Genomic DNA, 26,664 nt, shown 5'->3' with positions numbered 1-26,664 from the left:
CTGTACTGGCTGTGTCTCTCCTGACACGTCACAAAGTGATGGCGGCGGCTATCGCGCCATCTGCCGGTGGGCTACGCTTAAAAGTGCCTGCCATTCTTTCCTGTTACTGATACCCGTTCTCTCGGCTTTTTAAAGTGTTAAGAGGGATCCGCATGAACGCAGTGAGATCGCTTTCCCCGGTGTTGGTTATCGCGACCTTGTTGCTATTCAGTTCATTTTCCCAGGCTGCCGGGACAGAACCGGCTAAATGTCTCGATCCCCAACGGGTTAACGCGATGCTCGCTCACTTTCAGGTCAGTGCGCAGGATGACGATGGCAAAGAGGTGCGGCAATACAGCGTTAAGGATCATTGTGATAATGCTGACTTTACTAAACTCATCCTCGCACTTGAGCAAATTAAAACCGTTTCAAAAATAAAAGTCCCGTCAAAGGAACGGTCCGATTTCGGCAAAGCACAGTCGTTTGAATATATTACCGGCAGGATCAAAAATATCATTCTGTTGCCCCACAACGCGAACATTTGCGGGTTTCAGGAAGGCGGCGTGGTGCTGGATAGCGAAAAAGCAGACAAAACCATGCGGCTGTGTATGTTAGATGGCGGGGCGTCGGTCTCAGGCCTTGCTATGACCCTCGTCCACGAAGCCCGCCATATGGATGGGTTTAAGCATGTGAAATGTACCCATGGGATCTTTATGTCGTTATCCTATCCGGAGTGCGATAGGTCATTTGAAGAGCAGGGGAGTCATGCCTTTCAGCTTTCCTATTTATTGAAGCTGCATAAAACATTAAAAAACGACGGTGACAAATTTAAAGTGCGGATGCTGATCGTCCACACCGTAGAATATGCCTTCAACGATGCTCCCTTTGGCCTGAAGAAAGGCGGCCTGATTTTAGACAGCCAAAACAGAGTGCTATTTTTTGACGGGCAGCAATTGACGCTGATTAAAGCGTTCGAGGATAACATCGTGGCACTTGCCAACTATAATGGCTACCCGGTAGTTTTTCATGAAAATGGCAAAGTCGAAGCCTATACCTTTTTACCTGCCTGGGACCCGATAAAAGGACCAATAGTCAGCCATTACCAACAGCTTTCGCCGGAGGATCGCGCGGCCATTCTCGATGCTTACTTTGGCAATAAAGAACAGTGCTATCTGCTGCGGGCTAAGATAGCCTGCGTGCAGAAAGAAGGATTTACCCACTTTGTTTTCGACGGCATTACCCCGGTGGTGTTTTTTGACGAGCCGGATATGAGTCAGTACTTTCTGATGCGCATAATGAGTGATAGCGGGAAAATTTATAATATCCCGGGCTCAGTATTATTTACCAGCAAAGAGAAAAACTTCAATTCGGCATTTGAATTTAAAAAGGTGGTATATCCGCAAGGGGTATCATCTTACGCTGTGGATAACAGCGGCGGGCTTATTGGTATCAATCCGCAAGGAACCGTAGTGTATCGAGCGAATAATGAGCCATCATGGCGGGCAATTCCGGATTTCGATGGAATAACAGCCAAAAAGGTCATTCCTTATTACTGGTCACCACAGTTACAGACAATGCTGAACTGATGACGGCGTTGCGCTTGCAGACATCAGGTCATCACTGTCTTCTGGGTCAACAGAGCGATAGCGTATGACCTGATTCGTTTTATTAGCCACCTGATTATTGAAAATAATATAATTTGAGCTGACAGAATATACCCTGCACAACGAGTCATAACGTCTCGAAGGTGCATGAGATGACAGCGCTAATATGTTATTAAATAGTTAATATGGTTGTTATATTATGTATTAGTCTTTCTTATGCTTTGGCGTGTTAGTGGTGAGTAAAGCTTTTCCTGTTAGCTAAGCGCTGTGGTTAACGACGCTTCTTGAACGTAAACTGTTGTTTTTTCCTGTCTCTGATATAAGAAACGAGAGAAAAAACAGCGACCAGAAGCAGTATTATTGCCAGAATTAAAAATAGTAAGTTTGCCATTTTTTTATTCCCCGGGATGTTTATGGATATTATTGCTTTTATCAAATGCAATCTACTCCTGGGTTAAGAAAAATCCTAATTAAATATTTTGGCTTGTTTATAAAAATATGCTTTTATGCTGCATTGGTGGATTTTTTAGCGAGAAATACCAATAATCAATAAGTGGTATAGCATGTTATGGATACGACAGATGGATTTTTCACTTAAAAATTCCGGGCTAACTCGGCTTTAAGTAAGGTACAGTGCTGTACGATAAGTATGCAGTCAGGTTATGTATGTGTCTAAAAAATAACTATAAATTGCAAAATCGTTAAACACCTGAATGTGGGGCTGAAACGGGGGAATGGCAGATGCGATAAGCCCCTCAGTAAGACCTATTCAGTAGCACAATACGTGCGCCGTTTGCGCTGATGATGCCGAGGGGCTTCGATTATTGTCTGGGTAAGCACCAGATGGTGCGGCAAAAGCAGGATAGATTTGCCGGGCGTTAATCCACGTTGTTGAAGTAATCCCGGGCAACCGCCTCGACGCCCTTTGGCTCGAGACCGGTCTTGTCGGCAATCATTTCAATGAACTGTTTGAATTTATCGGTCATCACGTTACCACCATCCCAGTGGGCGACGTAGAAGCGACATTGATAACGATAAAAGTGGAGGGTGGTATCTCCTAACGTGTAGTACATAAACATCTCCAGTTCAGTCTCTCGGAAAAACAGCCGTCGTAATAGCAATAACCTATAACGCGCAGGTTTACCAGTCCATCCTCCTCCCAAACAGCGGAAATATCCAGAGATGTCGCTGGTGTGATGATGCTTTATTACTGACGTCCTGATCGGCGTGGACATTACGTTTATGCTCAATATGGCAGTGGCGAAAAGCGAGCTAAAGCGGGGAGAAAAGACAATAACGCATGGCCTGCGAGGTAGGCAGACCATGCGATTAAGAGCAGGGTGATTACAGCGCAGCCTGCTCGTCGGCGGTCAGGGCGACGGTTTGCACCGTGCCAGATTCCGCTGACTGAACCGCCGCTTCTAATACCGCCATCACTGCCAGTGCCTGCAGCGGCGATACCGGGTTGTCAATCGCCCCGGTTAAGGCATCGCGCACGTTAATATAGTACTGACGCTGATCGCCGCGCGGCGTCTCGTGCTGCTGAGTCTGTCCCGCGGCATCAAACATCACCATCTTGTCGTCGTCGTGGCCCCAGCTGTCGCTACCTGGGATCACGCCTGCCAGCAGTTGCGCTTCCTGCTGATCGGCTCTTTGTTTAACCACGCTGCCTTTATCGCCGTGCACGGTAAAGCGTGAAACGCCGCCGGCCACCAGCATGCTGCAATGCAGAATGACTTTGTGCTGCGGGTAATTGAGGACCACGTGCGCCCAGTCGTTGATCTCTGCGCCTTCACGCAGGGTGGCGATATTGCCCTGGATCGACTGCGGCAGGCCGAAAAGCTGTAGCGCCTGGTCGATCATATGCGGTCCGAGGTCAAACCATAAGCCGCTACCCGGGACGTTTTGCTCTCTCCAACGGACGCGAACTTCCGGGCGGAAGCGGTCAAAATGCGATTCAAAGTGCTTAACCTTGCCGATCAGCCCCTGCTCGATAGCCTGCTTAATGCCGAGGAAATCACTGTCCCAGCGGCGGTTATGGAACACCGACAGCAGCAGCTGTTTTTCCTTCGCCAGGGCGATCAGCTCGCGGGCTTCCTGCATATCCAGGGTAAAAGGTTTATCCACGACCACATGTTTACCGGCATTCAGCGCCAGTTTGGCTAACGGCGCATGGGTTGCGTTCGGCGAGGCGATCACCACCACATCAACATCCGGGTGCTGAATAGCCTCTTCCGGTGAAGCGATGACCGTCACATCCGGCAGATCCTGCTTAACCTTCTCTTCATTGCCGGAGGCGACTATCGCCAGCTTCAGCCCGTCGACCGACTGGATGAGCGGGGCATGAAACGTTTTGCCGACGAAGCCATATCCGATCAACGCGATATTGATCTCTTTACTCCCACGAGCGATGACTTTATTCATTACCTTCTCCACCTTGTTGAGCGCCAGCAATATTGACCTGCAGTGCGTTGTTGTCCCCCAGTTCTTCCCAGGGTCTGTCCAAAAAGAGTTGATCGATGTCGGCTAACCCGGCCACCAGATGCGGTTCACAGTGGTTTAGCTTCATATGATCGGCCACCAGCCAGTGTTCAGTACTGGCGGCGAGCATCGCACGTTTAATTTCCGCATCGGCTTCCTGGCTGGCGCTTAAGCCCAGCTGCGCATGAATAGCACAGGCGCCAAGAATAGCGATATCGGCGCGATAGCGAGCTAACAGCGCCAGGGTGGCGCTGCCGGCAAACAGTCGTTGTTGGCTGTCCCAGCTTCCCCCCAGCAGGATCAGCTGGATATCCGGGCGCGCGCTGAAATGTGACGCAATATCCAAAGAGGTGGTGATCACCGTAACCGGCACCATAATCTGGCTGGCGACGGCCAGAATCGTACTGCCGGCGTCTAAAAAAAGCGTCGAACCCGACGGGATTTTGTCGGCGACCAGGCGGCCCAGACGCTGCTTGGTTTCCGACAACAGGGCGTTTCTGCCCTGACGGTTCATCGCGGACAGATCGAGGGCAATCGCGCCGCCGTGATTCTTCTGCGCCAGGCCTTGTTTTTCGAGATCGCCGAGGTCGCGCCGGATGGTGTCCGCGGAAACCTGCAGCTTCTCCACCAGCTCGCTGATGCTAACCTGTCCATTTTCACTAATAATATCAAGTAGATATTTTTGTCTGGCGGTTTTATGCATGATGTTGAATCCAGCAAAATATTGCAATAAACAGCATAATACAGCAATTAGCGGCAAAGGGAACCTTGCATTACGCAGGGTTAACGGCGTGAAACCGCAGGACAGGTCGGGCAGAAGTGAGGCGCGGGGAAGACGGGGATCGGGAGGTTGCAGGCCCCGAACAACGGGGCCTGCCAGGCGCGGCTAGCGCATCACCCAGTGGCGTTCCCCCACCTGTTCGTAGCGGCGCTGCGGCGGCTGGTACGCTTTATCGCGAAACGGCGAAGGCAGCTCGTCGTTGCTGGCTTCACGCAACAGATGACGGCGGGAAGGATCGGTTTTTGGGATCGCCGCAATCAATTTTTGCGTATACGGGTGCTGCGGATTGGCAAAAATCGCCTGACGCGGGCCGATCTCCACGATCTCCCCGAGGTACATCACCGCCACCCGGTGGCTGATGCGCTCAATGACCGCCATGTCGTGGGAGATAAACAGAAAGGCGATCTGCAGGGTCCGCTGGAGCTCGATGATGAGATTCACCACCTGCGCCTTCACCGACACGTCGAGCGCCGATACCGACTCATCGGCGATAATCACTTTGGGGTTCATCGCCAGCGCGCGGGCAATGCAGATACGTTGGCGCTGACCGCCGGAAAACTCATGCGGATAGCGGTTGAGCACCTGCACGCTGAGCCCGACTTTCTCGATCAACTCCTGCGAGCGGGCCAGCGCCTGGCGGCGGGTAGCGAGGCCGTTTTCCAGCAGCGGTTCAATCAGCGCCTCCTGCACCTTCAGGCGCGGGTTCAGGCTGGCGAAGGGATCCTGGAAGATCATCTGCATATCCTGCCGCAGCCGTTTTTGCTGTGAACGGCTGGCCTGCAGGACATCATAACCATCGAGTATCACTTCGCCGGATTGCGCCTGAATCATGCGGATCAGGCTGCGCCCGGTGGTGGATTTGCCGCAGCCGGACTCGCCCACCAGCGAGAGCGTCTCCCCGGGCCACAAATCAAAGCTGACGTTTTCAACGGCATGGATATGACCGGTGAGCTGGTTAAAGAAGCCTATTTTGACCGGGAAACGGGTCACCAGATTTTTGACCGACAGCACCGGCGTCGTGGTGGCAGCGGCCAGCGGCGGCTCTGGCGAATAGCGCAGGGTCTCGCCGCTGTGCAGGTTGACCGACGGGAACTTGCACGGCGTGCTCATGGCATCCATCTCTCCCGCTGCGGGCACCGACGCCAGCAGCGCCCGGGTGTAGGGCTGCTGAGGCGCGGCAAACAGGCTGGTGGTCTGGGCGCACTCGATGGCATCGCCGCGATACATCACCAGCGTATGGTCTGCGGTTTCCGCCACCACCCCCATATCGTGGGTGATAAACAGCACCGCGGTGTTGTTTTCCGCCTGCAGGGTTTTAATCAGATCGAGGATTTGCCCCTGGATCGTGACGTCCAGCGCGGTGGTTGGTTCATCGGCGATCAGCAGTTTGGGTTTGAGCGCCAGCGCCATGGCGATCATCGCGCGCTGGCGCATGCCGCCGGAAAACTGATGGGGATATTCATCGAAACGCTGCGCGGCATGGGGGATCCGCACTTTCTCCAGCAGGGCGATGGTCTCCTGCCGGGCCTGGCGTTTTGATAACCCCTGATGATGAATAAAGACTTCTGCAATCTGCTGGCCGATGGTGAAGGCCGGGTTCAGGCTGGTCATCGGCTCCTGGAAGATCATCGCCACTTCCGAACCACGAATACGGCGCATGGCCTCTTCCGGTAGCGACAATAATGAGCGTCCGCAGAGTTCGACGCTGCCTTCGGTCCGGCTCTGGCGCGACGACAGCAGGCGCATCACCGCCATGGCGGTCACGCTTTTCCCCGAACCCGATTCGCCGACAATGGCTAAGGTCTCGCCCGGATAGAGGCTAAAACTGACATTGCGTACCACTTTTTGCCAGCTCTCGCCGCGGCGAAAGGAGACCGATAAATTATCAACGCTTAGCACCGGAGAAGGGGTCGGGGTGTTCATGAATCAGGACTCCTGGGAAAAAGGGGCTCTGGCGGAAACAAAAACCTGCGCCGTGAAGTCGAGGTCGCGGTCGAATGGCCAGGTGCGGGTCAGCATACGTTGACGTGGGACGCGTTCGATATCCTGATCGACCACGCCTTCCGAGAGCGCCATCAGGTTCGGGTTGGCGATCGGCGCCAGCTCCGGGGAGAGATAGCCGGATTTGACCACCACAATCCTGAACGCCTCGGGGTCTAAGCCAAGCTGGTGAAAATCGGCGATGTCGTGATAAGGACGGCGGCGATCGGCCACCACCACGGTGATGCCCTCTATCTGCAATACCGCCTGACTGGCGCTGCTGTGCGCGCCGGCAGGCAGCAGGTTTTTCACCGTGAAGCGACCGCTGACGCTTTCACCCGCCGGATCAAGCCGGGCGCCGACGGTCAGCGCCAGCTCTGCACCTACGCCAGCGGCAAAGGCGGCTTCGGTTGCCGGCGCATCGGTGATCCCGGCAACGAGGGTTTCGGTTGCCTGTTGTCGCTGCAGTTCAGCCAGCACATCGCCGCGATCGCCCACGCCGCCGCCGGTCGGATTATCGCCAGAGTCCGCGAGAATAACCGGGGAGGTGGGGCTGGCGATCGCCTCTTCGACACACTGCGCGACGCTGCCGGTGCGACAGCCGAAGACGAACGCTTCCCGGGCGTCCCAGTACGCCTGCGCCAGAATCGCTGCCTGCTGTTTCAGGACCGTAACGTCGGTGCCGGTGAAGATCGCCGCCGCGGTGGCGCGCGGCTCATCGGCCCAGACGTAGCCGACCATTAACGAGCTGTCGAGTACCCCTGGGAGCTGGTCGCTTGCCGTCAGGGTAGCGTAGAGGCTTTTCGCCGCTTCATCTTCGGTGCTGGTGCGCTCACCGGGCAGGATCACCGGCACTGGCGCCCAGACTACGCCGGGGCGAACGCCGCTCTGCAGGCTGTTTACCAGCATGGTGACCGCGCGGCGCATGGTCTCTTCGACATCAATATGCGGCGCGGTGCGGTAGGTCGAATACATGTCGATCGCGTCAATAATACGTTGCGTAACGTTACCGTGCAGGTCGTAGCTCACGGCGATCGGACAGTCCTCGCCAACGCAGGCTCTGGCGGCGGTGATCCAGTCGCCTTCGGCATCTTCCAGCCCTTCAACATACATCGCGCCGTGCATCGCCAGATACAGGCCGTCGATGGGCAGCGAGGCCTGCAGGCGGGTCAGAAACTCGGCTTTAAAATTTTCGTAGGTCTCCCGGGCCACCGGGCCGCCCGGAATCGCACGGGTATGCAGCGTTGGCAGAAACGTTGCCGGATAGTCGCCGAGAAACTGAAAGTAGGGCGCCTCCAGTAGGGCGTCACCTTTTACCGTTCGAAACTCGGCTTCGTGAGTCAATACGGGATTGAAAGTGCTGCATTCAATGTGTATTCCGCCAACGGCAATTCGCATAGAGACCTCGTTAATATCCGGGAAATAAAACGTGAGTAAGCGCCACGCTTGCGGCAGCGAGCGCCCAGCTGTCCTCGGCAAGGGGGCGATAAATAAGCGGGGTTTTGCCTGCCATACCGGGGAGCAGATAGGTTTCGATCGCCTGCTGCATCACGGTGTTCAACAGCCCCTGAAAACTCTCAGGTTGATGCGCCAGCATAATCGCCGCCGGATCGTTGTTCTGTATTTGGTGGGAGATGGCCATCCCCAGCGCATCGCCGGCCTGGTGCAGGATCTGGATCGCGCCGGAATGGCCTTTGCGGGCCAGCGCTTCCAGTTCATTGAGGCTCCCGGCCTCAATGCCTTCCATGCGCGCCTGTTCAAAAATGGCGGTCAGCGAGGCGATGGTGTCAAGGCAGCCGCGCTTGCCGCAGCGGCAGGGTTTGCCCGCCGGGACGATGGTGCAGTGGGCTATTTCCCCGGCTCCGCCGTGGGCGCCGCGCCAGATGCGCCCGTAGATCACCGCCGCGCTGCCGATACCGCTGCCGTGGGAGATAACCACCGCACTCTCTTGTTTTCGCAGGTGACCGAAGGTTTTTTCGTAGGTTGCCAGCGCCCGGGTGTCGTTTTCCACGATCACCGGGATCCCGCCGGTGGCCTCGCTCAGCAGACGTGCCAGCGGCACCTGATGCCAGCCCAGCAGCGCGGACTGCACGCAGACGGACTGACTGGCGTCAATAAAGGCCGAGAGGGCAAAACCGATGCCCACCAGACGCTGGCGATCGATGGCCGACTCCTCCAGCAGCAGGGCAATATCCTGCGCCAGCTGTTGAATCAGCTCCGGGATCTCGCTCGCCGGGGTGAACTGGCGCTGGCAAACTTTGCCGCCGACGGCGTTCATCAGCACCAGAACCAGTTGATGGTCGATCAGGGAAATACCGATGGCATAAGCGGCATCCGGCGCCAGGGAGAGCGTGACGGACGGGCGCCCCTGGCCAACGGAGGCGGCAATATCGCTCTCCTGCAGGACGCCATCGCTCAGCAGTTCTTTGACCAGCGCGCCAATGGCCGCTTTGCTCATCCCGGTTAAGCGTGCGAGGTCAGCGCGGCTGGCCCCCTCTTCGCTACAGACCAACTGGACGAGCTGTTGTTGGAGTTTGTTCAGCATAGTTACTCAGCCAGATGCTTTTTTTCTGAACATAATTGCGGGCTGGTGGTTTGGCAATCAGTTTCTTTCAAAAAATAACTAAATGCTCACATATAAGTTAAATTTATTACCTAATTAAGCGCTAATCATGGCTAATATCACATTTACGGAAATTTATTTTGGGTAAAAACAAAACTTAATAGCAACATAACAGCCACAACTGGCGACATAACATACAGGCAGGGGTTAGCAGATGAAGCGCTTTCTTTTGAATAAATATCGACTTGCCGTGCTGGCAGGCATGGTGGCAGCAAGCGGAACGATGTCATTGCAGGCCGCAACGCTCAACGTAATGCAGAATGAACCGCCGCGCAGTATGGACCCCGGCGATCAGACCGCGACCTTTACCGACACGGTCCTGCGGCCGATGTATGAAGGGCTGGTCGGCCTGACGCCAGATAACAAAATCGCCCCTGCGCTGGCAACGGCCTGGCAGGTGAGCGATGACGGCAAAGTCTGGACCTTCACCCTACGTCAACATGTCACCTTCCACGACGGCACGCCGTTTAACGCCGATGCGGTGGTGGCAAACATTCAGCGCCATATCGATCCCAAAGGCAGCCTGGCGGCCAGCTCGCGGATGCGCAACGTGATTGCCTCGGTGAAGAAAATCGACGACGGCAGCGTGGCGATCACCCTGAACAAAGTCTACCCCTCGTTCCTGAATCTGCTCACCGGCGGGGCGGCGAAAATGGTCAGCCCGGCGGCAGATAAAGCCGGCACCATTGGCCGCAAAGCGGACGGCACCGGCCCGTATATGCTGCAGGAGTATAAGACCGGGGAGTACGTGTTAGAGCAGAAGAACCCGCACTACTGGGGAGAAAATAAGGGCCCAGACCAGATTAAATGGACGTGGAGTTCGGAGCCTTCGGTGATGAACATGGCGCTGCTCTCCGGTCAGGTTGATGTGATTAACCCGGTTCCTCCGCAGTTTGGCCGTCAGCTGAAGAGCAATCCGCAGGTGACGCTGGAGCAGGGTGCAGGGGCCTCGGTGTTCTGGGTGGCGTTAAACGTCGAACGTAAACCGTTGAGCGATGTGCGGGTGCGTCAGGCGCTTAACCTGGCGACCGATAAAGAAGCGCTGCTGAAAGCGGTGATGTTTGGTTATGCATCGGCGGCCAACTCGCCTCTGGCGCCGGTCAACGAAGGTTATGATAAGTCGTTGAATGAATACCCCTATAACCTCGATAAAGCCCGGACGTTGCTGAAGGAGGCCGGCTATCCTGAAGGCTTCGCCATGAACATTGCCGTGCAGGGGCCGGATGCCCGTACCGCCCAGATTTTGCAGGCCATGTGGGGCAAAGCCGGCATCAAGCTTAATATCCAGCAGATGGAGAGCGGGGTGTGGAGTAAAGCGGCCTTTGCGCCGGTCGCAGAAAAAGAGGCCGGCAAAACCGATGCCATTCTCGCCTCATGGTCCTCCGGCCTGAACGGCTCAGACCTGCAGCTGCGTCCGCTGTACTACTCTCTCAGCGCGGCGCCGGTCGGGGCTAACCTCGGCTTCTATAACAACCCGCAGCTGGATCAACTGCTGGACAAAGCGGCCACCACGATGGATGACAAAACGCGTATTGCCGACTACGTGCAGGCGCAAAAAATCATTATGCAGGATGCGCCGCACGTCATGCTCTATTTCCAGGACGATCTCTATGCCACCCGCGCCGATATTAAAGGCGTGCGCATGGAGCCGGGCGGTGAAATCATCGTGGTGGATGCACAAAAACCGTAAAGCAGGATCTTTTCTGGAGTTGTTATGAAAGCTTACGTCATCAAAAAACTGCTTTCTTTGCCGCTTATCCTGCTGGGGGCCTCCCTGATCGTCTTCCTGGCGATCAGGATGCTTCCGGGCGATCCCGCGCGACTGATGGCAGGGCCTCAGGCAACGCAGGATGATGTGAGCCGGATGCACGCCCGCCTCGGGCTGGACGACCCGCTGGCGGTGCAGTACGGGCGCTTCGTCAGCGGGATGCTGCAGGGGGATTTTGGCACCTCGCTGAAATCCGGCCAGCCGGTCTCCGCCGAACTGGGCGAGCGGGCGCCGTACACCTTAGGGCTGGCGCTGCTGGCCTGGGTGATGGCGGTGGTGTTGGGGATCCCCATGGGCATGTGCGCGGCCATTTATCGCAACCATGTCGCCGACCATGTTCTGATGCTGGTAGCCATCGCCGGTGCGTCGATCGCCAACTTCTGGCTTGCGCTGATCGCCATGGATACCTTTTCGGTCAAGCTGGGCTGGCTGCCGTTACTCGGGGCCGATGGCTGGAAAAGCTACATCCTGCCGTCAATCTGCCTGGGGATTTTCCCCATGGCGGTGATGTCGCGCATGACGCGATCCAGCATGGTCGATGTCCTCGGGGAGGATTATATCCGCACCGCCAGAGCCAAAGGACTGGCGCCGTTTTATATCTATTTCAAACACGCCCTACGTAATGCCCTGATTCCGATTGTGACCATCATCGCGCTGAATTTCGGCAGCCTGATAGGCGGCGCGGTGGTGACGGAGTCGGTGTTTAACTGGCCGGGCATCGGGCGCTATCTGGTGGATTCCGTGCGTTATCGTGATTATCCGGTGATACAGGGAGTGACGATGATAACGGTCGCCAGCGTGGTGGTGATGAATCTGGTGGGCGAAATGATCATCGCCAGAATCAACCCGAAAATAAGGTTTGATTAATATGTCTGAACTCTCTGTCGTCAAATCGCGCAACAGCGTCATGCACAGTCTGCGCTGGGGGATGGCGCATCCCTCGGTAACCATCGGCGGGTTCATCGTCGGGGTGATCATTCTGAGCGCCCTGTTTGCGCCGTGGATTAGCCACTACGACCCTTATGCCCAGGACCTGCTGAATATTCTCTCGGCGCCCTCGGCGGAGCACTGGCTGGGCACCGATGACTACGGGCGCGATATTTTCTCCCGCATCCTGTACGGCGCCCGTATTTCATTGATTGAAGTGGTGGTCAGCGTGGCGCTGTCGCTGCTGATGGGGCTGCCGCTGGGGATCATGGCGGCGCTGTGCGGAAAAAGCGTCGACCACCTTATTATGTGGGTGATGGACGTGATCTTCGCCTTTCCCGGGATCGTGCTGGCGATTCTGCTGGTGAGCGTGCTGGGAGCCGGGCTGATGAATATGCTGCTGGCGATCGCCATTTTCTCGGTGCCGGTGTACGCCCGCTTAAGCCGTAACCTGACGCTGGGCATTAAGAATATGGAGTATATGGAGGCGGCGCGGGCGTTAGGCATCGGCTATCGTCGGCAAATCATCCACTATATTCTGCGTAATACCCTTGGCCCGATTACGGTGCAGGCGACGCTGACCGGCGGGTCGGTGATTCTGGCGGCGGCCTCTCTCTCGTTCCTCGGCATGGGGGTTCAGCCGCCGATGCCGGAGTGGGGCACGATGATGAGCGACGGGCGTAATTTCCTTGGCATCAGCCTCGGGATCTCCCTGTGGCCGGGGCTGGCTATCGTCTTCTCGGTACTGGGATTTAACGTTCTCGGTGACGGGCTGCGTGACTTACTGGACACCCGCTTATGAGCCGCCCTGTGTTGTGTCTGGATATTGGCGGCTCGTTCATCAAAAGCGCGGTTTCTGTGGCGGCGGGACGGATAAGCGACATCCGTCAGCGTCCGATTCCGACGCGCTGCTGGGATGATTTCAGCACGGCGATTGCGCAGATCGTCGCTGAGTATGGCGAAATGCTGGCGGCGGACAGCCCGGTAGCGCTCTCCTGCGCCGGGGTGGTGGATGTCGCCACTGACCGCATTCTGGCCAGCAACGTACCGCCGTTTCAGGGCGTCAATATCACCCGCACCCTCGTCGCGGCGCTGCGGCGTCCGGTGGTGATGGCGAACGACGCCGACTGTTTTACCCTGGCGGAGGCCAGCTTTGGGGCCGCGAAAGATCTCCCCGTGGTGCTAGGGATTATTCTCGGAAGCGGCATTGGCGGCGGGATTGCCATCGCCGGGAAAATTCATCATGGTCGCCAGGGCATCAGCGCTGAATGGGGCCATGGCCCGATCCTCCAGACCACGCTGCAGCTGGGGGAGCAACGGGTGAGCATCCCGCGTCTGCCGTGCGGCTGCGGTCAATGCGGCTGTCTGGATACCTTAGGCGGGGCGCGAGGCCTGGAGCGACTGCATCTGCTGTTGAGCGGCCAGGCCCTCGACAGCCGGGAGATAGTCGCCGCAGGCGTGCACGGCAGCGCGCAGCAGGCGTTCACCTTAGCGACGTGGGCCGAACTGGTCAGTGAGCCGCTGGCCCATACGGTCAATATTCTCGGGCCACATCGCATCGTGGCGGGCGGCGGGCTGGCCGCGCAGCCGGAGCTGCTGACCTTGCTGGACGAGGCGGTGCGGCGCAAGGTACTGATGAAGACCGGGGAACCGCTGGTGGTGGCAGGGCAGTATGCCAGCGAGGGCGGTTTGATGGGCGCTTCGGTACTGGGGCGAACGCTATTGTAATCCGGGTTTGCAAAACAGCCGGGACGGTCTACGCTTATCCTGCTTATCACAATGGAGGAAATAAACATGTGTACCCATCTGCACGACTACGCGCGTCAGTACGCACAAGAGAAAAAATGAACGACTCCTGCCAGCCTGCCTGTCCGCCAGCATAGTTTCTGGCGGTGGTTAATCCGGCGGGTTGGACACTTCATCGTTAAGCACACCCACGACCCGCCGCCGGCGGGTTCTTTATTTCTCCCTCTGTTGCGCCCTCCCCAGATTGCTTTTTCATCAGCAAATTCAGCACCCTGCTGCCATTAGCGCTTGATTAACCGAGGTGCCAGGCTAGACTAGCAAAAATACGCAATAACTGACGGAGGTCGGGTGGACGCCATTAAGGGATCGGAATTGAACGTACCGGATGCCGTTTTTGCATGGCAATTCGACGGGCAGGGCGGCGTTAAACCGCTGACTGACAGTGACGAGATTAATAAGGATCACCCTTGCTGGTTGCATCTGAACTATACCCACGCCGATAGCGCACAGTGGCTGACATCCACGCCGCTGTTGCCTAACAGCGTCCGGGACGCCTTAGCCGGCGAGAGCACCCGCCCGCGGGTGACCCGGGTCGGCGACGGGACCCTTATCACGCTGCGTTGCATCAACGGCAGCACCGATGAGCGGCCCGATCAACTGGTGGCTATGCGCCTGTATATGGACGAACGCTTAATCGTCTCGACCCGCCAGCGGCGGGTGCTGGCGCTGGATGATGTGCTCGGCGATCTGCGGGAGGGCACCGGGCCGGTGGATTGCGGCAGCTGGCTGGTGGAGATCTGCGATGCGCTAACTGACCATGCCAGTGAATTTATCGAGCAGCTGCACGACCGGATTATCGATCTCGAAGACAATCTGCTGGACCAGCAGGTGCCGCCGCGCGGTTTCCTGGCGCTGCTGCGCAAACAGCTGATCGTGATGCGCCGCTATATGGCCCCGCAGCGCGATGTGTACGCCCGTCTTGCCAGCGAACGCCTGCCGTGGATGAATGACGATCATCGTCGGCGGATGCAGGATATTGCCGACCGGTTGGGGAGAGGGCTGGACGAAATCGACAGCTGCATTTCGCGTACGGCAATCATGAGCGATGAAATCGCGCAGATTATGCAGGAGGCGCTGTCGCGTCGAACCTATACCATGTCATTGATGGCGATGGTGTTTCTGCCCAGCACCTTTTTGACCGGCCTGTTTGGCGTCAACCTTGGCGGGATCCCCGGCAACGAGTGGCATTTGGGCTTTTCTCTATTCTGCATAATGTTAGTCGTTCTCATTGGCGGTGTTACATGGTGGTTGCATCGTAGTAAATGGCTGTAAATAATCGTTTTTCATCGCCTGCCTGAACGTGAAAATCCGGTAATGTTTGAGCCAAATCAATAAACCATCTACCCATTCGGGGCAATATCTCTCTCGCAGGTGAATGCAACGTCAAGCGATGGGCGTTGCGCTCCATATTGTCTTACTTCCTTTTTTGAATTACTGCATAGCACAATTGATTCGTACGACGCCGACTTGATTAAGTCGGCTTTTTTTTGCTCTCTGGTTACCAGCTTCTACGCTTAATGGGTACACCCGCTCACAACCGGGAGAGTCGACATGCCATACCAGCCCCTGACATCAATACCTATTTCACCTGAACCGAACGACCCGACACCGCAGCCCGATCCGCGCCCACGCCCGCATCCACTGCCAGACCCGCCGCCGGATGATGAACCGATTAAATTGTCGCATCAGAGCCGCAGATCTGCGAGGATACGCGCCTGCCCTTTATGTGCCCGTTAAATCGAGAAACCATTGTGACCGCTTTTTCTACATTGAATGCTTTACCCGCCGCCCAGCTCGCTAATCTTACTGAACTGGGTTATCTCGCGATGACGCCTGTTCAGGCCGCGGCCTTGCCCACTATTCTGGCGGGCAAAGATGTACGCGTGCAGGCAAAAACCGGCAGTGGTAAAACAGCGGCATTTGGTCTGGGGTTGCTTCAGCATATTGAAGCGACTCTGTTCCAGACACAATCTCTGGTGCTGTGCCCGACCCGCGAACTGGCTGAACAGGTCGCGGGCGAGCTGCGCCGTCTGGCACGCTTTCTGCCGAATACCAAGATTTTAACGCTGTGCGGCGGGCAACCCTTCGGTGCCCAGCGTGATTCACTCCAGCACGCGCCGCATATTATTGTCGCCACCCCAGGCCGCCTGCTGGACCACCTGCAAAAAGGCACCGTGTCGTTGGATGCCCTGCAGACGCTGGTGATGGACGAAGCCGACCGTATGCTCGATATGGGCTTTAGCGACGCCATCGATGAGGTGATCCGTTTTGCGCCGGCCGATCGCCAGACGCTGCTGTTTTCTGCCACCTGGCCACCGGCCATCGCGGCGATTAGCGGCCGTGTGCAACGCGATCCGCTGGCCATTGAGATCGACTCCGTCGATGCGCTGCCAGCCATTGAGCAGCAGTTCTTTGAAACCTCTCAGCGCGGTAAAATCCCGCTGCTGCAAAAGCTGCTCAGCCAGCATCAACCGGCGTCCTGCGTGGTGTTCTGCAACACCAAAAAGGATTGCCAGTCGGTGTGTGATTCGCTGAACGCCGCCGGGCAGAGTGCGCTGTCGTTGCATGGCGACCTTGAGCAGCGCGATCGCGATCAGACGCTGGTGCGTTTTGCCAACGGTAGCTCGCGGGTGCTGGTGGCCACTGACGTCGCCGCCCGTGGTCTCGATATTAAATCGCTGGAGCTGGTGATTAACTATGAGCTGGCGTGGGATCCGGAAGTTCACGTACACCGTATTGGCCGTACCGCCCGTGCGGGCGAGAGCGGTCTGGCGATCAGCCTGTGTGCTCCGGAAGAGGCGCAGCGCGCGAATATTCTGTCCGAAATGCTGCAGCTGAAGCTCAACTGGATGACCGCACCGGCAGGCGATAATATCGCTCCGCTGCATGCAGAAATGGCGACGCTGTGTATTGATGGCGGCAAGAAGGCCAAAATGCGTGCTGGCGATGTGCTGGGAGCGTTGACCGGAGATATGGGCTTTGATGGCGCCGACATCGGCAAGATTAACGTCCATCCGGCGCATGTGTACGTGGCAATTCGTCAGGGCGTGGCGCAGAAAGCTTATAAGCAACTGCTAAACGGCAAGATCAAAGGCAAAAACTGCCGGGTCCGTCTGCTGAAGTAAAGGGTTTACCCAGCCTGAAGTAAGAAGGGTATCAAAACGCGTCTCAGCCACAACGCTGAGACGCAGGTTTGTTACTTCACTTCCACCACGTCCAGACGCAACTCTTCCAGTGGCGCAGCGTCTTCTTCCGGCTGCCAGCCCGCAGGCTGCAACGGAATGTCTTCCCGGTCAAAGGCCAGATCGCCGCCGTCCACCACCGCAGACTGGTGGTTAATCCCTTTAAAGTCGAACAGATTAATGTCGCTCAGATGAGACGGCACCACGTTTTGCATCGCGCTGAACATGGTCTCGATCCGCCCTGGGTAGCGTTTATCCCAGTCGCGCAGCATATCGGCAATAACCTGACGCTGGAGGTTCGGCTGCGAACCGCACAGATTGCACGGAATAATCGGGTAGCCTTTCGCCTGGGCGAAACGCTCGATGTCTTTTTCGCGGCAGTAGGCCAGCGGGCGAATCACGATGTGTTTCCCGTCATCGCTCATCAGCTTCGGCGGCATGCCTTTCATCTTGCCGCCGTAGAACATGTTGAGGAACAGGGTCTGCAAAATGTCGTCGCGGTGATGGCCGAGGGCAATCTTCGTCGCGCCCAGTTCGCTGGCGGTACGGTAGAGGATCCCGCGACGCAGGCGAGAGCACAGCGAGCAGGTGGTTTTGCCTTCCGGGATTTTCTCTTTCACAATCCCGTAGGTATTCTCTTCAACAATCTTGTACTCGACGCCCAGCTGCTCCAGATATTCCGGCAAAATATGCTCGGGGAAGCCCGGCTGTTTCTGGTCGAGGTTGACCGCCACCAGCGAGAATGAAATGGGCGCACTTTTCTGCAGATTGCGCAAAATTTCCAGCATGGTGTAGCTGTCTTTGCCGCCGGAAAGGCACACCATAATCCGGTCGCCGTCCTCAATCATGTTGAAGTCGGCAATCGCTTCGCCCACGTTACGGCGCAGGCGCTTTTGCAGTTTATCGATGTTGTACTTTTCTTTTTTGCTAATATCTTGATTTTGCAGCATTTAATAGTGGCTCAATTCATAGTGTGACCCACGCACGGTGCTTGCGGCGCGGCGTGTGGGCGCAATTAACGATGTCTGACGTTGATGAGTATATACCCTAAATAATTCGCGTTGCGTGTCGGCGGCAAGGCCGTAAACCCCCAGCAGCTTACTCAGGTAAGTGACCGGGGTGAACGGGGGCAGCCAACACCCAGGCAACTTGAAGGATGAAGGGGATAAGTCTGTGGCGTGTATGGTACGGATTCACGGGGGGGATGTCAGCACATTTCCGGCGTTTAGCCTGCCGGTGATGCAGATAAAAAGGCCCGCCGGGACGGCGGGCCAAAGCATTAACGCACGACCAGCACCGAGCAGTCGGCGTGCCGTACCACGGCAGCAGCGTTAGAGCCAAGCAGATAGGTGGTGATGTCCGGGCGGTGAGAGGCGATGATAACCAGATCCGCCGGCAGCGTTTTCGCCAGCTCCAGAATATTATCCTTCGGCGAGCCCTCTTTAACATGGAGCTGCACCCGGTCTTCCGGAATGGAAAACTGCGCCACGATCTCTTTCAGACGCGTTTCCGACTCCGCCTTGAACTCATCCATCGGCGGCAGTTCGGTGGTATAGGCCATCCCCAACGAAGCGTAATAGGGAAGGGATGGGATCACGGTCAGAAAATGCACTTCGGCATCATCAATGCGCGCTTCTGCCTCAACGTGGCAAATAACGCGTTGAGTTAATTCTTTATCTGAAATATCAATGGGTACAAGAATTATTCTGGCCATAAAACCTCCTGTTTAAGTAACCGCTTAAAGTATATGCCATTACGGGGCGGTTTGTCTTATGACCGGGTCACACTTTGGGGTTAGTTCCCGCGACGTTCGGTAAATTTTCCTTTGATTACGCCATCATAAAAACGCCCTTTAGAGACGACCTGCAGAAAATTTTGGAACAGACGTGCCGGTACGTTCTCGTACTGCAACGTGGAGCGGTCGTGAAAACGGATTTCGAGGGTGCCAGAAGCATCGTCATAGGCGACGGAGGCGATTCGGGATGATCTCACAGGATGATGGTGCATGACAGGCGTCCTCAACGACAGGCTTTACCGGTAATATATCATTCATCGGGTGACTATTTTAATACAGAAGATTTATTGTTTTGCTGAGATGGCCGCTGTTTAAGGCACGTTGATAATGCCCGCCGTCGCCGACGGGCCGGGACATCAGAACTGGTAAACCAGACCAAGGGCAACAACGTCATCCGTTGAGATACCGTTGTCAGAATAGAAGTGGTCATCTTCGTCAAGCAGGTTGATTTTGTAATCAATGTAGGTGGACATATTACGGTTAAAGTAATACGTGGCGCCGATATCTGCATATTTGACCAGATCTTTATCACCGTCGCTGGCGTTCAGATCTTTCCCTTTAGACATCAGGAAAGAGACCGCCGGGCGCAGTCCGAAGTCGAACTGATACTGTGCGGTGACTTCGAAGTTCTGTGTTTTATTCGCCACGCCATTGCTGTTGCCATACGGTGTCATATTGCGGGTTTCTGAATACATCGTGGCCAGATAAACACTGTTGGCATCATATTTCAGGCCTGCCGTCCACGCATCGGCTTTGTCGCCGCCAGCGGTGGTTTGCGTCATCTGATCGTTGGTACGGTCAGAAGAGGCGTAAGCGGCAGCGGCGCTGATGCCCATGCCAAAATCATAAGACGTCGACAGGCCAAAACCGTCACCGTTGGCATTGCGGACGCTGCGGTCACCGTTATTGGTGCCTTCGCCGCTGCCGGCATTTTCATTTTTACCCTGATACTGCAGCGCAAAGTTAAGGCCATTCACCAGACCGAAGAAATCGTTGTTGCGATAGGTCGCCACGCCATTGGCGCGGTTTGCCATAAAGTTATCGGCCTGGGAGTATGAGTCACCGCCGAACTCCGGCAGCATATCGGTCCAGCCCTCTACGTCGTACAGCACGCCATAGTTGCGACCGTAGTCAAATGAGCCGTAGTCGCCGAATTTCAGCCCGGCAAAGGCCAGACGCGTCCAGGACTGATTGCTGGTGCTTTCCGTGTTATTGGCCTGGACGTTGTATTCCCACTGGCCATAACCGGTCAACTTCTCGTTGATCTGGGTTTCACCTTTGAAGCCAAGACGAACGTAAGATTGATCGCCATCTTTTGAGGCGTCATCAGAAAAATAGTGCAGACCGTCAACCTTGCCATAGAGGTCTAATTTATTACCGTCTTTATTATAAATTTCAGCAGCGTGCACCGCACCTGCGGCTAATAATGCTGGAATAACGAGGGCCAGTACTTTTCTTTTCATTGAGATATTCCTTTGAGTGTTTTTATTTTTAACTTCCGCTGAAGAAGTGGTCACATGCTAAAGGAGGGAATTAAGATCCGATAAGAATCAATTGTTACGATATAAGTGAAATCTAAAATAAATAATACGATGGTTACGGTGATAATTCTCGTGAATGTATTGCATGAATGTATATAAAATAAAAATTATACATGCAGAAATCGTTGGCGTACTATCCGCCTGTTATATGCCTTTTTAGTCGCTGTTATTGATTATTACCGTCTTATATTTAAGCACGATATTTTCTGGCGGTAGAAGTGACAAGCCCGAATGGATATTCGGGCTTTTTTCTTTAGGGTATTACGCGGCTTTTATCCTAACTTTCACTGCCCGTTTTCTCCGCCTTGCCGGCCATTTGTGCCAGGAAGTCGTAGCGTTTTTGCAGATCCGCCGCCGCATCTTTCCATAACTGCTCCGCCACCTCCGGCTGCTGGGCGTTGAGACGACGGAAGCGTTGCTCGTTCAGCAGCGTTTCTGCCAGCGCGTCTGACGGCGGGCGTGAGTCCAGCGCCAGCGGCAGTTTCCCTTCATCTTCACGACGCGGGTCAAAGCGATACAGCGGCCAGAAGCCGGTAGCAGTGAGCTGACGCATCTGGTCGTGACTCAGCGCCAGGTCGTAGCCATGCTCCTCACACGGGCTGTAGGCGATGATCAGCGACGGACCCGGATAGGCCTCCGCCTCCTGAATCGCTTTCACCGTCTGATTGAACTGTGCGCCTAACGAGATTTGCGCCACATACACATGCCCGTACATCATCATGCTGACGCCGAGATCCTTGCGTGCTTTACGCTTGCCATGCTCACCGAACTTGGTCACTGCCCCAAGCGGCGTGGCTTTCGATGCCTGGCCGCCGGTGTTGGAGTAACACTGGGTATCGAGCACCAGAATATTGACGTTTTCGGTCAGGCTCAGCACATGATCGAGCCCGCCGAAACCAATGTCATAGGCCCAGCCATCGCCGCCGATAAGCCAGATGGATTTCTCTACCAGCGCGTCGGCATCGGTGAGCAACTCCTCGGCGCCCTCAACGTCAGCCAGCGCCAGACGTAGCGCTGTCACCTGCTCGCGGCGCAGCTCTGGAGTGGCTTGTGCCTGTAGCGCCTCGTTCAGCTCCGCCGGGATCTTATCGGCAAACTGGCTCAGCAGGCGCATTACCCGCTGGCGATGCTGATCGACAGAGAGTCGGAAGCCGAGCCCGAATTCGGCGTTATCTTCAAACAACGAGTTTGCCCACGCCGGACCGCGGCCGTTGGCGTCGGTGGTGTAGGGGGTAGACGGCAGGTTGCCGCCATAAATCGACGAACAGCCGGTGGCGTTGGCGATCAGCATCCGGTCGCCGTACAGCTGGGTCAGCAGCTTGATATACGGCGTTTCGCCGCAGCCGGAGCAGGCCCCGGAATATTCAAACAGCGGGCTGATCAGCTGAGAGGTGCGGATATCAATACGTTCCAGCTTACTGCGGTCAATTTCCGGCAGGTTGAGGAAGAAGTCGTAATTCACTTTTTCTTCTTCGACGTGTTCAAGGCGCGACATCATGTTGATGGCCTTGATCTGCGGATCCTGGCGGTCTTTCGCCGGGCACACTTCGACGCACAGGTTACAGCCGGTGCAATCTTCCGGTGCGACCTGCAGCACATATTTCTGCCCGCGCATATCGCGGGATTTCACGTCAAGGGCGTGCAGACTGGCAGGGGCGTCGGCCATCGCTTCCGGGGAAACCACTTTGGCACGGATTGCCGAATGCGGACAGGCCGCGACGCAGTGGTTGCACTGGGTACACAGCGACTCTTTCCAGATAGGGATCGCTTCGGCGATATTGCGTTTTTCCCAGCGGGTGGTGCCCATCGGCCAGGTGCCGTCCGGCGGCAGCGCAGAAACCGGGAGCGCATCGCCAAGCCCGGCCAGCATCGCGGCGGTGACGGTTTTTACGAAGTCCGGGGCGGCGTCGGACACCACCGGCGGACGGTTTGGGCTGGTGGCATCGACCGGCTGTAGCGGCACTTCAGCCAGCGACTCGCGGGCCAGCGCCAGCGCCTGCCAGTTGCGTTCAACCAGCTCCTGGCCTTTGCTGCTGTAGCTTTTGGCGATTGCCCCCTGCAGTTCGCTCAGCGCGCTGTCGCCCGGTAAAATATGCGTTAAGTGGAAAAACGCCATCTGCATCACGGTATTGATGCGTGCGCCCAGGCTGCATTCGCGGGCAATCTTCGCCGCGTTGACAATATAAAAGTGCGCTTTTTTCTGGTTCAGCGCCGCCTGGACTTCCTGCGGCAGGCGTGACCAGGCTTCATCTACCGGATAGGGCGTATTGAGCAGGAAAATGCCGCCCGGTTTGAGCCGTTCGACCATCTGATACTTATCAATAAACTGCAGCTGATGGCAGCCGACAAAATCCGCCTGGGAGATCAGATAGGAGGAGCGAATCGGTTTTTCACTAACCCGCAGGTGCGAGACGGTCAGCCCCCCGGCTTTTTTCGAGTCATAGACGAAATAGCCCTGCGAGAACCACGGGGTGGAGTTACCGATAATCTTGATATTGTTTTTGGTAGCCGAGACGCTGCCGTCGCTGCCAAGGCCATAAAACAGCGCTTCCAGCTTGGCTTGCGACGGCAAGGTGTTCTCGACCAACGGCAGAGAAAGGTTGGTCACATCATCATAAATGCCGACGGTGAAACGCGGTTTGGGGCGGGCTTCGTTCAGCTCATTGAACACAGCCAGCACGCACTCCGGGCCGAACTCTTTTGACGACAGGCCATAGCGCCCGCCGATGGTGCGCGGCAGGGTTTCGCGCTCGCCGCGGTTAAAGGCTTCCGCCAGCGCGCTCATCACATCGAGGTACAACGGTTCCGCCTGGGCGCCCGGCTCTTTGGTGCGATCCAGCACCGCGATGGCGCGGGCGCTCTCCGGCAGCACCGCCAGCAGATGCGCGGCGGAGAAGGGGCGATAGAGGCGAACTTTCAGAACCCCGACTTTTTCACCCCGGCTGAGCAGTTCGTCCACCACTTCTTCACAGGTGCCGATGGCCGAGCCCATGATCACAATCACTCGTTCCGCCTGCGGATGGCCGTAGAACTCAAACGGCTTGTACTGGCGTCCGGTGGCGCTGGCGAAATCGTCCATCGCCGTTTCGACATGGTCGTAGACCGCGTCGTACCACGGGTTGGTCGCTTCGCGGGACTGGAAATAGGTATCCGGGTTCGCCGAGGTCCCGCGGATCACCGGATGTTCCGGATTCAGCGCGCGCAGACGGTGCGCGTCGATGTCGGCCTGCGGCAGCAGGCTGCGCACAGTGTCGTCCGCCAGCGGGATGATTTTATTGATTTCGTGCGAGGTCCGGAAACCATCGAAGAAGTGAATAAACGGTACCCGACTTTTCAGGGTCGCAATATGGGAGATCAGCGCGAAGTCCTGCGCTTCCTGCACGCTGCTGGCGCACAGCATGGCGCAGCCGGTCTGGCGCACGGCCATCACATCCGAATGGTCACCGAAAATAGAGAGCGCGTGGGTCGCTACGGTACGGGCGGCGACGTGCAGGACGAACGGCATCAACTGCCCGGCCAGTTTGTACAGCGTCGGGATCATCAGCAGTAAGCCCTGCGATGAGGTGAACGAGGTCGACAGGGCGCCGGTCTGCAACGCACCGTGTACGGCCCCGATGGCCCCGGCTTCCGACTGCATTTCTACCACCCGAGGCACGTCACCCCATACATTTTTCAGCCCGTTTCCCGCCCAGGCATCCGCCTGTTCCGCCATGGTTGAACTGGGCGTAATCGGGTAGATGGCGATAACCTCACTGGTGCGAAACGCGACTGAAGCGGCCGCGCCATTACCGTCGATAGTAATCATAAGAAGACACCCTAACATTGCGCAAAAGAAGGGACCCGACAAACGGCCACAGGTCCTGTAATTATAGTCGTTAGTATAAGAGCATTATCTATACCCTTGAAGTTATGAGGCTTTCGAGTGCACAAATTGATCCATGAAACACAGGCGCGGCGGCGGGGATAGCACAGGATATCGCTATGATCTTAAACCGGACTTGCTGCGGTCTGCCGCTCATCATTCGAGGGGCGTCATCATGGCGCTATCGTTGAACAATAGGGGATTCAGGCCGTGAGATGCATGAGAAACCCTGTCGAGATCAAGGTTACGCCAGATATTTTGCTAAGAAATGTTAATGGGGCGCATAAATACGTATTTCGCCTCTCGACGTTCACGGCTGCGCTGCCTATTATTCTTGGGTTTGCTTATTTTTAGATATTGCTGAGGGGAAGTCGATGCGAGCTGCGTTTTTAGTGGGGTGTGCCGCGTTATTATTGTCGGCCTGTAGTAGTGAACCGGTTCAACAGGCGACAGCGGCACATGTGCCGCCTGGCATGCGTGCCGCAATGAGCAGCACCGGGCAGGCGAACTGCGCGATGATTGGCGGCTCATTATCGGTGGCACGGCAGCTTGATGGTTCAGCGATCGGGATGTGCGCATTACCCAACGGTAAGCGTTGCAGCGAGCAAGCGTTAGCGGGCGGCAGCTGCGGTAACTACTAGTTCACCAGATCCGCAAGTTTATAGACCAGCGTTTGATCGGCGGTGGCCAGCGTCAGCTGATTTTCCGTCAGGTCGACCTGTGCGCCATCGCGTAGCATTGTGCTCAGCGTATGATCCAGCGTATTGAGCTGCGAATCGCTGCACAGCATACGGGTCATGGCCAGCGCTTTGACCTTCAGCTCGCCGCCGCTGATGCTGCCTTTGCCGCTAAAGCCGTTACACATATTGCCTGAGACATACATATCCTCACCAAAACTCAGCTCCAGCGGCTTTCCTTGCGTATTCAGCGCCTGGCCGTTGACGCTGGTCAGAACAAAGCGATGGTGCTGAAGTTGCTCGGCGCCAGTTGATACCTTGCTGTTATACACACAACCCGATAACAGCATTCCCGTCGCCAGCAGTACAGCAAACTTATTCATTACTCCCCCAAATCATTAATGACGTTTATCAGATTTAGCCAACATTATTCGGGTTGCTTGCAGGCGGCAGGGCCGTCAATTCCCAGGGCCTGACGCAGGTCAGTGACTGGGGTTACGAATGCGGCCAATGCCCAAGCAACCTGAACGATGAATGACATAAGCGATTGTTAACTTTACTGCGGTCTTTTTCTGTGGGGGTTATCTGAAAGTGCCCCCCATAGCAGGAGGGCACAAAAGGAAAAAGAAATCAGACCAGTGCGTTCGGGCAGGTGTCGCCGGCATCTACCTGGCGCAGGTTGTCCAGCGTGGTTTGCGAAATGCTGATCAGCGCTTCGGCGGTCAGGAACGCCTGGTGCCCGGTGAACAACACGTTGTGACAGGCGGAGAGACGACGGAACACGTCATCCTGAATCACGTCGTTGGATTTGTCTTCAAAGAACAGGTCGCGCTCGTTCTCGTACACATCCATCCCCAGGGCGCCAATTTTCTGGTGTTTCAGGGCATCAATCGCTGCCTGAGAGTCAATCAACGCGCCGCGGCTGGTGTTGATCACCATCACGCCATCTTTCATCTGGTCAAACGCCGCATGGTTCAGCAGATGATAGTTCTCATCGGTCAGCGGGCAGTGCAGGGAGATCACGTCAGACTGCGCGTACAGTGTCGGCAGGTCAACATACTCAACCCCGAGATCCAGCGCCGCTGCGCTCGGATAGGGATCAAACGCCAGCAGACGCATGCCAAAACCTTTCAGAATACGCAGCGTCGCCACGCCGATTTTCCCGGTACCGATCACCCCGGCGGTTTTACCGTGCATGGTGAAGCCGGTTAAGCCTTCGAGGGAGAAGTTAGCATCACGGGTGCGCTGATAGGCGCGGTGAATGCGGCGGTTTAACGACATCATCATGCCGATGGCATGCTCTGCCACGGCTTCTGGCGAGTAGGCCGGGACGCGCACAACGCGCAGACCCAGCTCTTTTGCCGCCTCAAGGTCGACGTTGTTAAAGCCGGCGCAGCGCAGGGCGATGTACTTCACACCATGCGATTTTAACTCTTCCAGCACCGGGCGGCTTCCGTCGTCGTTGACGAAGATGCACACCGCTTCACAGCCGTTGGCGGTTTTCGCCGTTTTCTCGGTTAACAGAAAGTCGAAAAATTCAAGTTCAAAGCCATATGCATCATTAACATGCTGAAGGTACTTTTTATCGTACTGCTTTGTACTATACACAGCGATTTTCATAAGACTTTTCTCCAGTGATTATACCGGCACGGTAGCAT

23 protein-coding genes are annotated in these 26,664 nt (G+C 56.1%); 9 read left to right on the top strand and 14 right to left on the bottom strand.

Going from position 1 to position 26,664, the window contains the following annotated elements; all coding sequences use genetic code 11:
- Positions 1-152: 152 nt before the first annotated feature.
- Positions 153-1,565 carry a hypothetical protein gene (locus tag HF679_RS07565; protein ID WP_187042804.1) on the top strand — a complete coding sequence of 471 codons (1,413 nt, stop codon included), beginning with the start codon at positions 153-155 and terminating at the stop codon, positions 1,563-1,565.
- A 289-nt stretch (positions 1,566-1,854) separates the two neighbouring features.
- Here the strand turns inward: HF679_RS07565 and HF679_RS07560 are convergent, their stop codons facing one another.
- The 7 genes from HF679_RS07560 to HF679_RS07530 form a co-directional block, all read right to left on the bottom strand.
- A complete protein-coding gene (locus tag HF679_RS07560; protein ID WP_148060370.1) occupies positions 1,855-1,974 on the bottom strand; it encodes a small membrane protein in 120 nt (39 codons plus the stop codon).
- A 487-nt stretch (positions 1,975-2,461) separates the two neighbouring features.
- Entirely contained in the window at positions 2,462-2,656 is a 195-nt protein-coding gene (locus HF679_RS07555; protein WP_123754077.1) for a hypothetical protein, read from the bottom strand.
- A gap of 271 nt (positions 2,657-2,927) precedes the next feature.
- Complete coding sequence (locus tag HF679_RS07550; protein WP_187042803.1) at positions 2,928-4,007, bottom strand: oxidoreductase; 1,080 nt, start codon at positions 4,005-4,007, stop codon at positions 2,928-2,930.
- The gene (locus HF679_RS07545) at positions 4,000-4,767 is read right to left on the bottom strand and encodes a DeoR/GlpR family DNA-binding transcription regulator (RefSeq protein ID WP_187042802.1); all 768 of its coding nucleotides are present in this window, start codon (positions 4,765-4,767) and stop codon (positions 4,000-4,002) included. Before HF679_RS07545 ends, HF679_RS07550 begins: the two co-directional genes overlap by 8 nt.
- 183 nt (positions 4,768-4,950) lie before the next feature.
- Positions 4,951-6,768: an ABC transporter ATP-binding protein gene (locus HF679_RS07540; protein ID WP_187042801.1), complete on the bottom strand. Its 1,818-nt coding sequence runs from the start codon at positions 6,766-6,768 to the stop codon at positions 4,951-4,953.
- 3 nt (positions 6,769-6,771) lie between these two features.
- Positions 6,772-8,223 carry a M81 family metallopeptidase gene (locus HF679_RS07535; protein WP_123754081.1) on the bottom strand — a complete coding sequence of 484 codons (1,452 nt, stop codon included), beginning with the start codon at positions 8,221-8,223 and terminating at the stop codon, positions 6,772-6,774.
- Between the two features lie 10 nt (positions 8,224-8,233).
- The gene (locus HF679_RS07530; RefSeq protein ID WP_154143713.1) at positions 8,234-9,370 is read right to left on the bottom strand and encodes an ROK family protein; all 1,137 of its coding nucleotides are present in this window, start codon (positions 9,368-9,370) and stop codon (positions 8,234-8,236) included.
- Positions 9,371-9,602: 232 nt separating this feature from the next.
- Here HF679_RS07530 and HF679_RS07525 point away from each other — a divergent pair, with 232 nt between their 5' ends.
- The 7 genes from HF679_RS07525 to dbpA all read left to right on the top strand — a co-directional run bounded on the left by HF679_RS07525 (position 9,603) and on the right by dbpA (position 17,074).
- Positions 9,603-11,138: an ABC transporter substrate-binding protein gene (locus HF679_RS07525; RefSeq protein ID WP_187042800.1), complete on the top strand. Its 1,536-nt coding sequence runs from the start codon at positions 9,603-9,605 to the stop codon at positions 11,136-11,138.
- Between the two features lie 24 nt (positions 11,139-11,162).
- Positions 11,163-12,083, top strand: coding sequence for an ABC transporter permease (locus HF679_RS07520; protein WP_154143714.1), 921 nt, complete (start codon positions 11,163-11,165; stop codon positions 12,081-12,083).
- A 1-nt stretch (position 12,084) separates the two neighbouring features.
- Positions 12,085-12,945 carry an ABC transporter permease gene (locus HF679_RS07515; RefSeq protein WP_123754084.1) on the top strand — a complete coding sequence of 287 codons (861 nt, stop codon included), beginning with the start codon at positions 12,085-12,087 and terminating at the stop codon, positions 12,943-12,945.
- Positions 12,942-13,871, top strand: coding sequence for an ROK family protein (locus tag HF679_RS07510; protein WP_187042799.1), 930 nt, complete (start codon positions 12,942-12,944; stop codon positions 13,869-13,871). The genes HF679_RS07515 and HF679_RS07510 overlap by 4 nt, the downstream gene beginning before the upstream one ends.
- 366 nt (positions 13,872-14,237) lie before the next feature.
- Positions 14,238-15,221: a zinc transporter ZntB gene (gene zntB / locus HF679_RS07505; RefSeq protein ID WP_123754086.1), complete on the top strand. Its 984-nt coding sequence runs from the start codon at positions 14,238-14,240 to the stop codon at positions 15,219-15,221.
- Positions 15,222-15,500: 279 nt separating this feature from the next.
- Positions 15,501-15,686 carry a hypothetical protein gene (locus tag HF679_RS25010; protein ID WP_370453873.1) on the top strand — a complete coding sequence of 62 codons (186 nt, stop codon included), beginning with the start codon at positions 15,501-15,503 and terminating at the stop codon, positions 15,684-15,686.
- Between the two features lie 14 nt (positions 15,687-15,700).
- Entirely contained in the window at positions 15,701-17,074 is a 1,374-nt protein-coding gene (gene dbpA / locus HF679_RS07500) for an ATP-dependent RNA helicase DbpA (RefSeq protein WP_123755462.1), read from the top strand.
- A 71-nt stretch (positions 17,075-17,145) separates the two neighbouring features.
- Here the strand turns inward: dbpA and ttcA are convergent, their stop codons facing one another.
- The 5 genes from ttcA to nifJ form a co-directional block, all read right to left on the bottom strand.
- Positions 17,146-18,081: a tRNA 2-thiocytidine(32) synthetase TtcA gene (ttcA, locus tag HF679_RS07495; protein WP_123754087.1), complete on the bottom strand. Its 936-nt coding sequence runs from the start codon at positions 18,079-18,081 to the stop codon at positions 17,146-17,148.
- A 329-nt stretch (positions 18,082-18,410) separates the two neighbouring features.
- Positions 18,411-18,845, bottom strand: coding sequence for a universal stress protein UspF (gene uspF / locus HF679_RS07490; protein WP_123754088.1), 435 nt, complete (start codon positions 18,843-18,845; stop codon positions 18,411-18,413).
- An 80-nt stretch (positions 18,846-18,925) separates the two neighbouring features.
- On the bottom strand, positions 18,926-19,138 hold the full coding sequence (locus tag HF679_RS07485) for a KTSC domain-containing protein (protein ID WP_123754089.1): 213 nt from the start codon (positions 19,136-19,138) through the stop codon (positions 18,926-18,928).
- Between the two features lie 144 nt (positions 19,139-19,282).
- A complete protein-coding gene (gene ompC / locus HF679_RS07480; RefSeq protein ID WP_154143719.1) occupies positions 19,283-20,389 on the bottom strand; it encodes a porin OmpC in 1,107 nt (368 codons plus the stop codon).
- A 355-nt stretch (positions 20,390-20,744) separates the two neighbouring features.
- Positions 20,745-24,272: a pyruvate:ferredoxin (flavodoxin) oxidoreductase gene (gene nifJ / locus HF679_RS07475; RefSeq protein WP_123754091.1), complete on the bottom strand. Its 3,528-nt coding sequence runs from the start codon at positions 24,270-24,272 to the stop codon at positions 20,745-20,747.
- 431 nt (positions 24,273-24,703) lie between these two features.
- On the opposite strand from nifJ, the gene HF679_RS07470 reads away from it, so the two are divergent.
- A complete protein-coding gene (locus HF679_RS07470) occupies positions 24,704-24,970 on the top strand; it encodes a DUF333 domain-containing protein (RefSeq protein WP_123754092.1) in 267 nt (88 codons plus the stop codon).
- Here the strand turns inward: HF679_RS07470 and hslJ are convergent.
- Together hslJ and HF679_RS07460 are read right to left on the bottom strand one after the other, a co-directional pair.
- Positions 24,967-25,389 (bottom strand): heat shock protein HslJ, encoded by a 423-nt coding sequence (gene hslJ / locus HF679_RS07465; protein ID WP_123754093.1) that lies wholly within the window; start codon positions 25,387-25,389, stop codon positions 24,967-24,969. The two genes, HF679_RS07470 and hslJ, sit on opposite strands and share 4 nt — an antisense overlap.
- A gap of 247 nt (positions 25,390-25,636) precedes the next feature.
- Positions 25,637-26,626: a 2-hydroxyacid dehydrogenase gene (locus HF679_RS07460; protein WP_123754094.1), complete on the bottom strand. Its 990-nt coding sequence runs from the start codon at positions 26,624-26,626 to the stop codon at positions 25,637-25,639.
- Positions 26,627-26,664: the final 38 nt, after the last annotated feature.

Source organism: Enterobacter sp. JUb54, assembly GCF_014298075.1.
GTDB lineage: Bacteria > Pseudomonadota > Gammaproteobacteria > Enterobacterales > Enterobacteriaceae > Klebsiella > Klebsiella lignicola.
This window is presented reverse-complemented; position numbering and strand designations above follow the sequence as displayed.

Coding starts and splice junctions, on each gene's coding strand:
- HF679_RS07530 (WP_154143713.1), bottom strand. CDS start 9,370: ATGCTGAACAAACTCCAACAACAGCTCGTCCAGTTGGTCTGTAGCGAA.
- HF679_RS07470 (WP_123754092.1), top strand. CDS start 24,704: ATGCGAGCTGCGTTTTTAGTGGGGTGTGCCGCGTTATTATTGTCGGCC.
- HF679_RS07525 (WP_187042800.1), top strand. CDS start 9,603: ATGAAGCGCTTTCTTTTGAATAAATATCGACTTGCCGTGCTGGCAGGC.
- HF679_RS07510 (WP_187042799.1), top strand. CDS start 12,942: ATGAGCCGCCCTGTGTTGTGTCTGGATATTGGCGGCTCGTTCATCAAA.
- uspF (WP_123754088.1), bottom strand. CDS start 18,845: ATGGCCAGAATAATTCTTGTACCCATTGATATTTCAGATAAAGAATTA.
- HF679_RS07550 (WP_187042803.1), bottom strand. CDS start 4,007: ATGAATAAAGTCATCGCTCGTGGGAGTAAAGAGATCAATATCGCGTTG.
- hslJ (WP_123754093.1), bottom strand. CDS start 25,389: ATGAATAAGTTTGCTGTACTGCTGGCGACGGGAATGCTGTTATCGGGT.
- HF679_RS07545 (WP_187042802.1), bottom strand. CDS start 4,767: ATGCATAAAACCGCCAGACAAAAATATCTACTTGATATTATTAGTGAA.
- HF679_RS07555 (WP_123754077.1), bottom strand. CDS start 2,656: ATGTACTACACGTTAGGAGATACCACCCTCCACTTTTATCGTTATCAA.
- HF679_RS07535 (WP_123754081.1), bottom strand. CDS start 8,223: ATGCGAATTGCCGTTGGCGGAATACACATTGAATGCAGCACTTTCAAT.
- HF679_RS07520 (WP_154143714.1), top strand. CDS start 11,163: ATGAAAGCTTACGTCATCAAAAAACTGCTTTCTTTGCCGCTTATCCTG.
- nifJ (WP_123754091.1), bottom strand. CDS start 24,272: ATGATTACTATCGACGGTAATGGCGCGGCCGCTTCAGTCGCGTTTCGC.
- HF679_RS25010 (WP_370453873.1), top strand. CDS start 15,501: ATGCCATACCAGCCCCTGACATCAATACCTATTTCACCTGAACCGAAC.
- HF679_RS07565 (WP_187042804.1), top strand. CDS start 153: ATGAACGCAGTGAGATCGCTTTCCCCGGTGTTGGTTATCGCGACCTTG.
- HF679_RS07460 (WP_123754094.1), bottom strand. CDS start 26,626: ATGAAAATCGCTGTGTATAGTACAAAGCAGTACGATAAAAAGTACCTT.
- HF679_RS07485 (WP_123754089.1), bottom strand. CDS start 19,138: ATGCACCATCATCCTGTGAGATCATCCCGAATCGCCTCCGTCGCCTAT.
- HF679_RS07560 (WP_148060370.1), bottom strand. CDS start 1,974: ATGGCAAACTTACTATTTTTAATTCTGGCAATAATACTGCTTCTGGTC.
- HF679_RS07515 (WP_123754084.1), top strand. CDS start 12,085: ATGTCTGAACTCTCTGTCGTCAAATCGCGCAACAGCGTCATGCACAGT.
- ompC (WP_154143719.1), bottom strand. CDS start 20,389: ATGAAAAGAAAAGTACTGGCCCTCGTTATTCCAGCATTATTAGCCGCA.
- ttcA (WP_123754087.1), bottom strand. CDS start 18,081: ATGCTGCAAAATCAAGATATTAGCAAAAAAGAAAAGTACAACATCGAT.
- HF679_RS07540 (WP_187042801.1), bottom strand. CDS start 6,768: ATGAACACCCCGACCCCTTCTCCGGTGCTAAGCGTTGATAATTTATCG.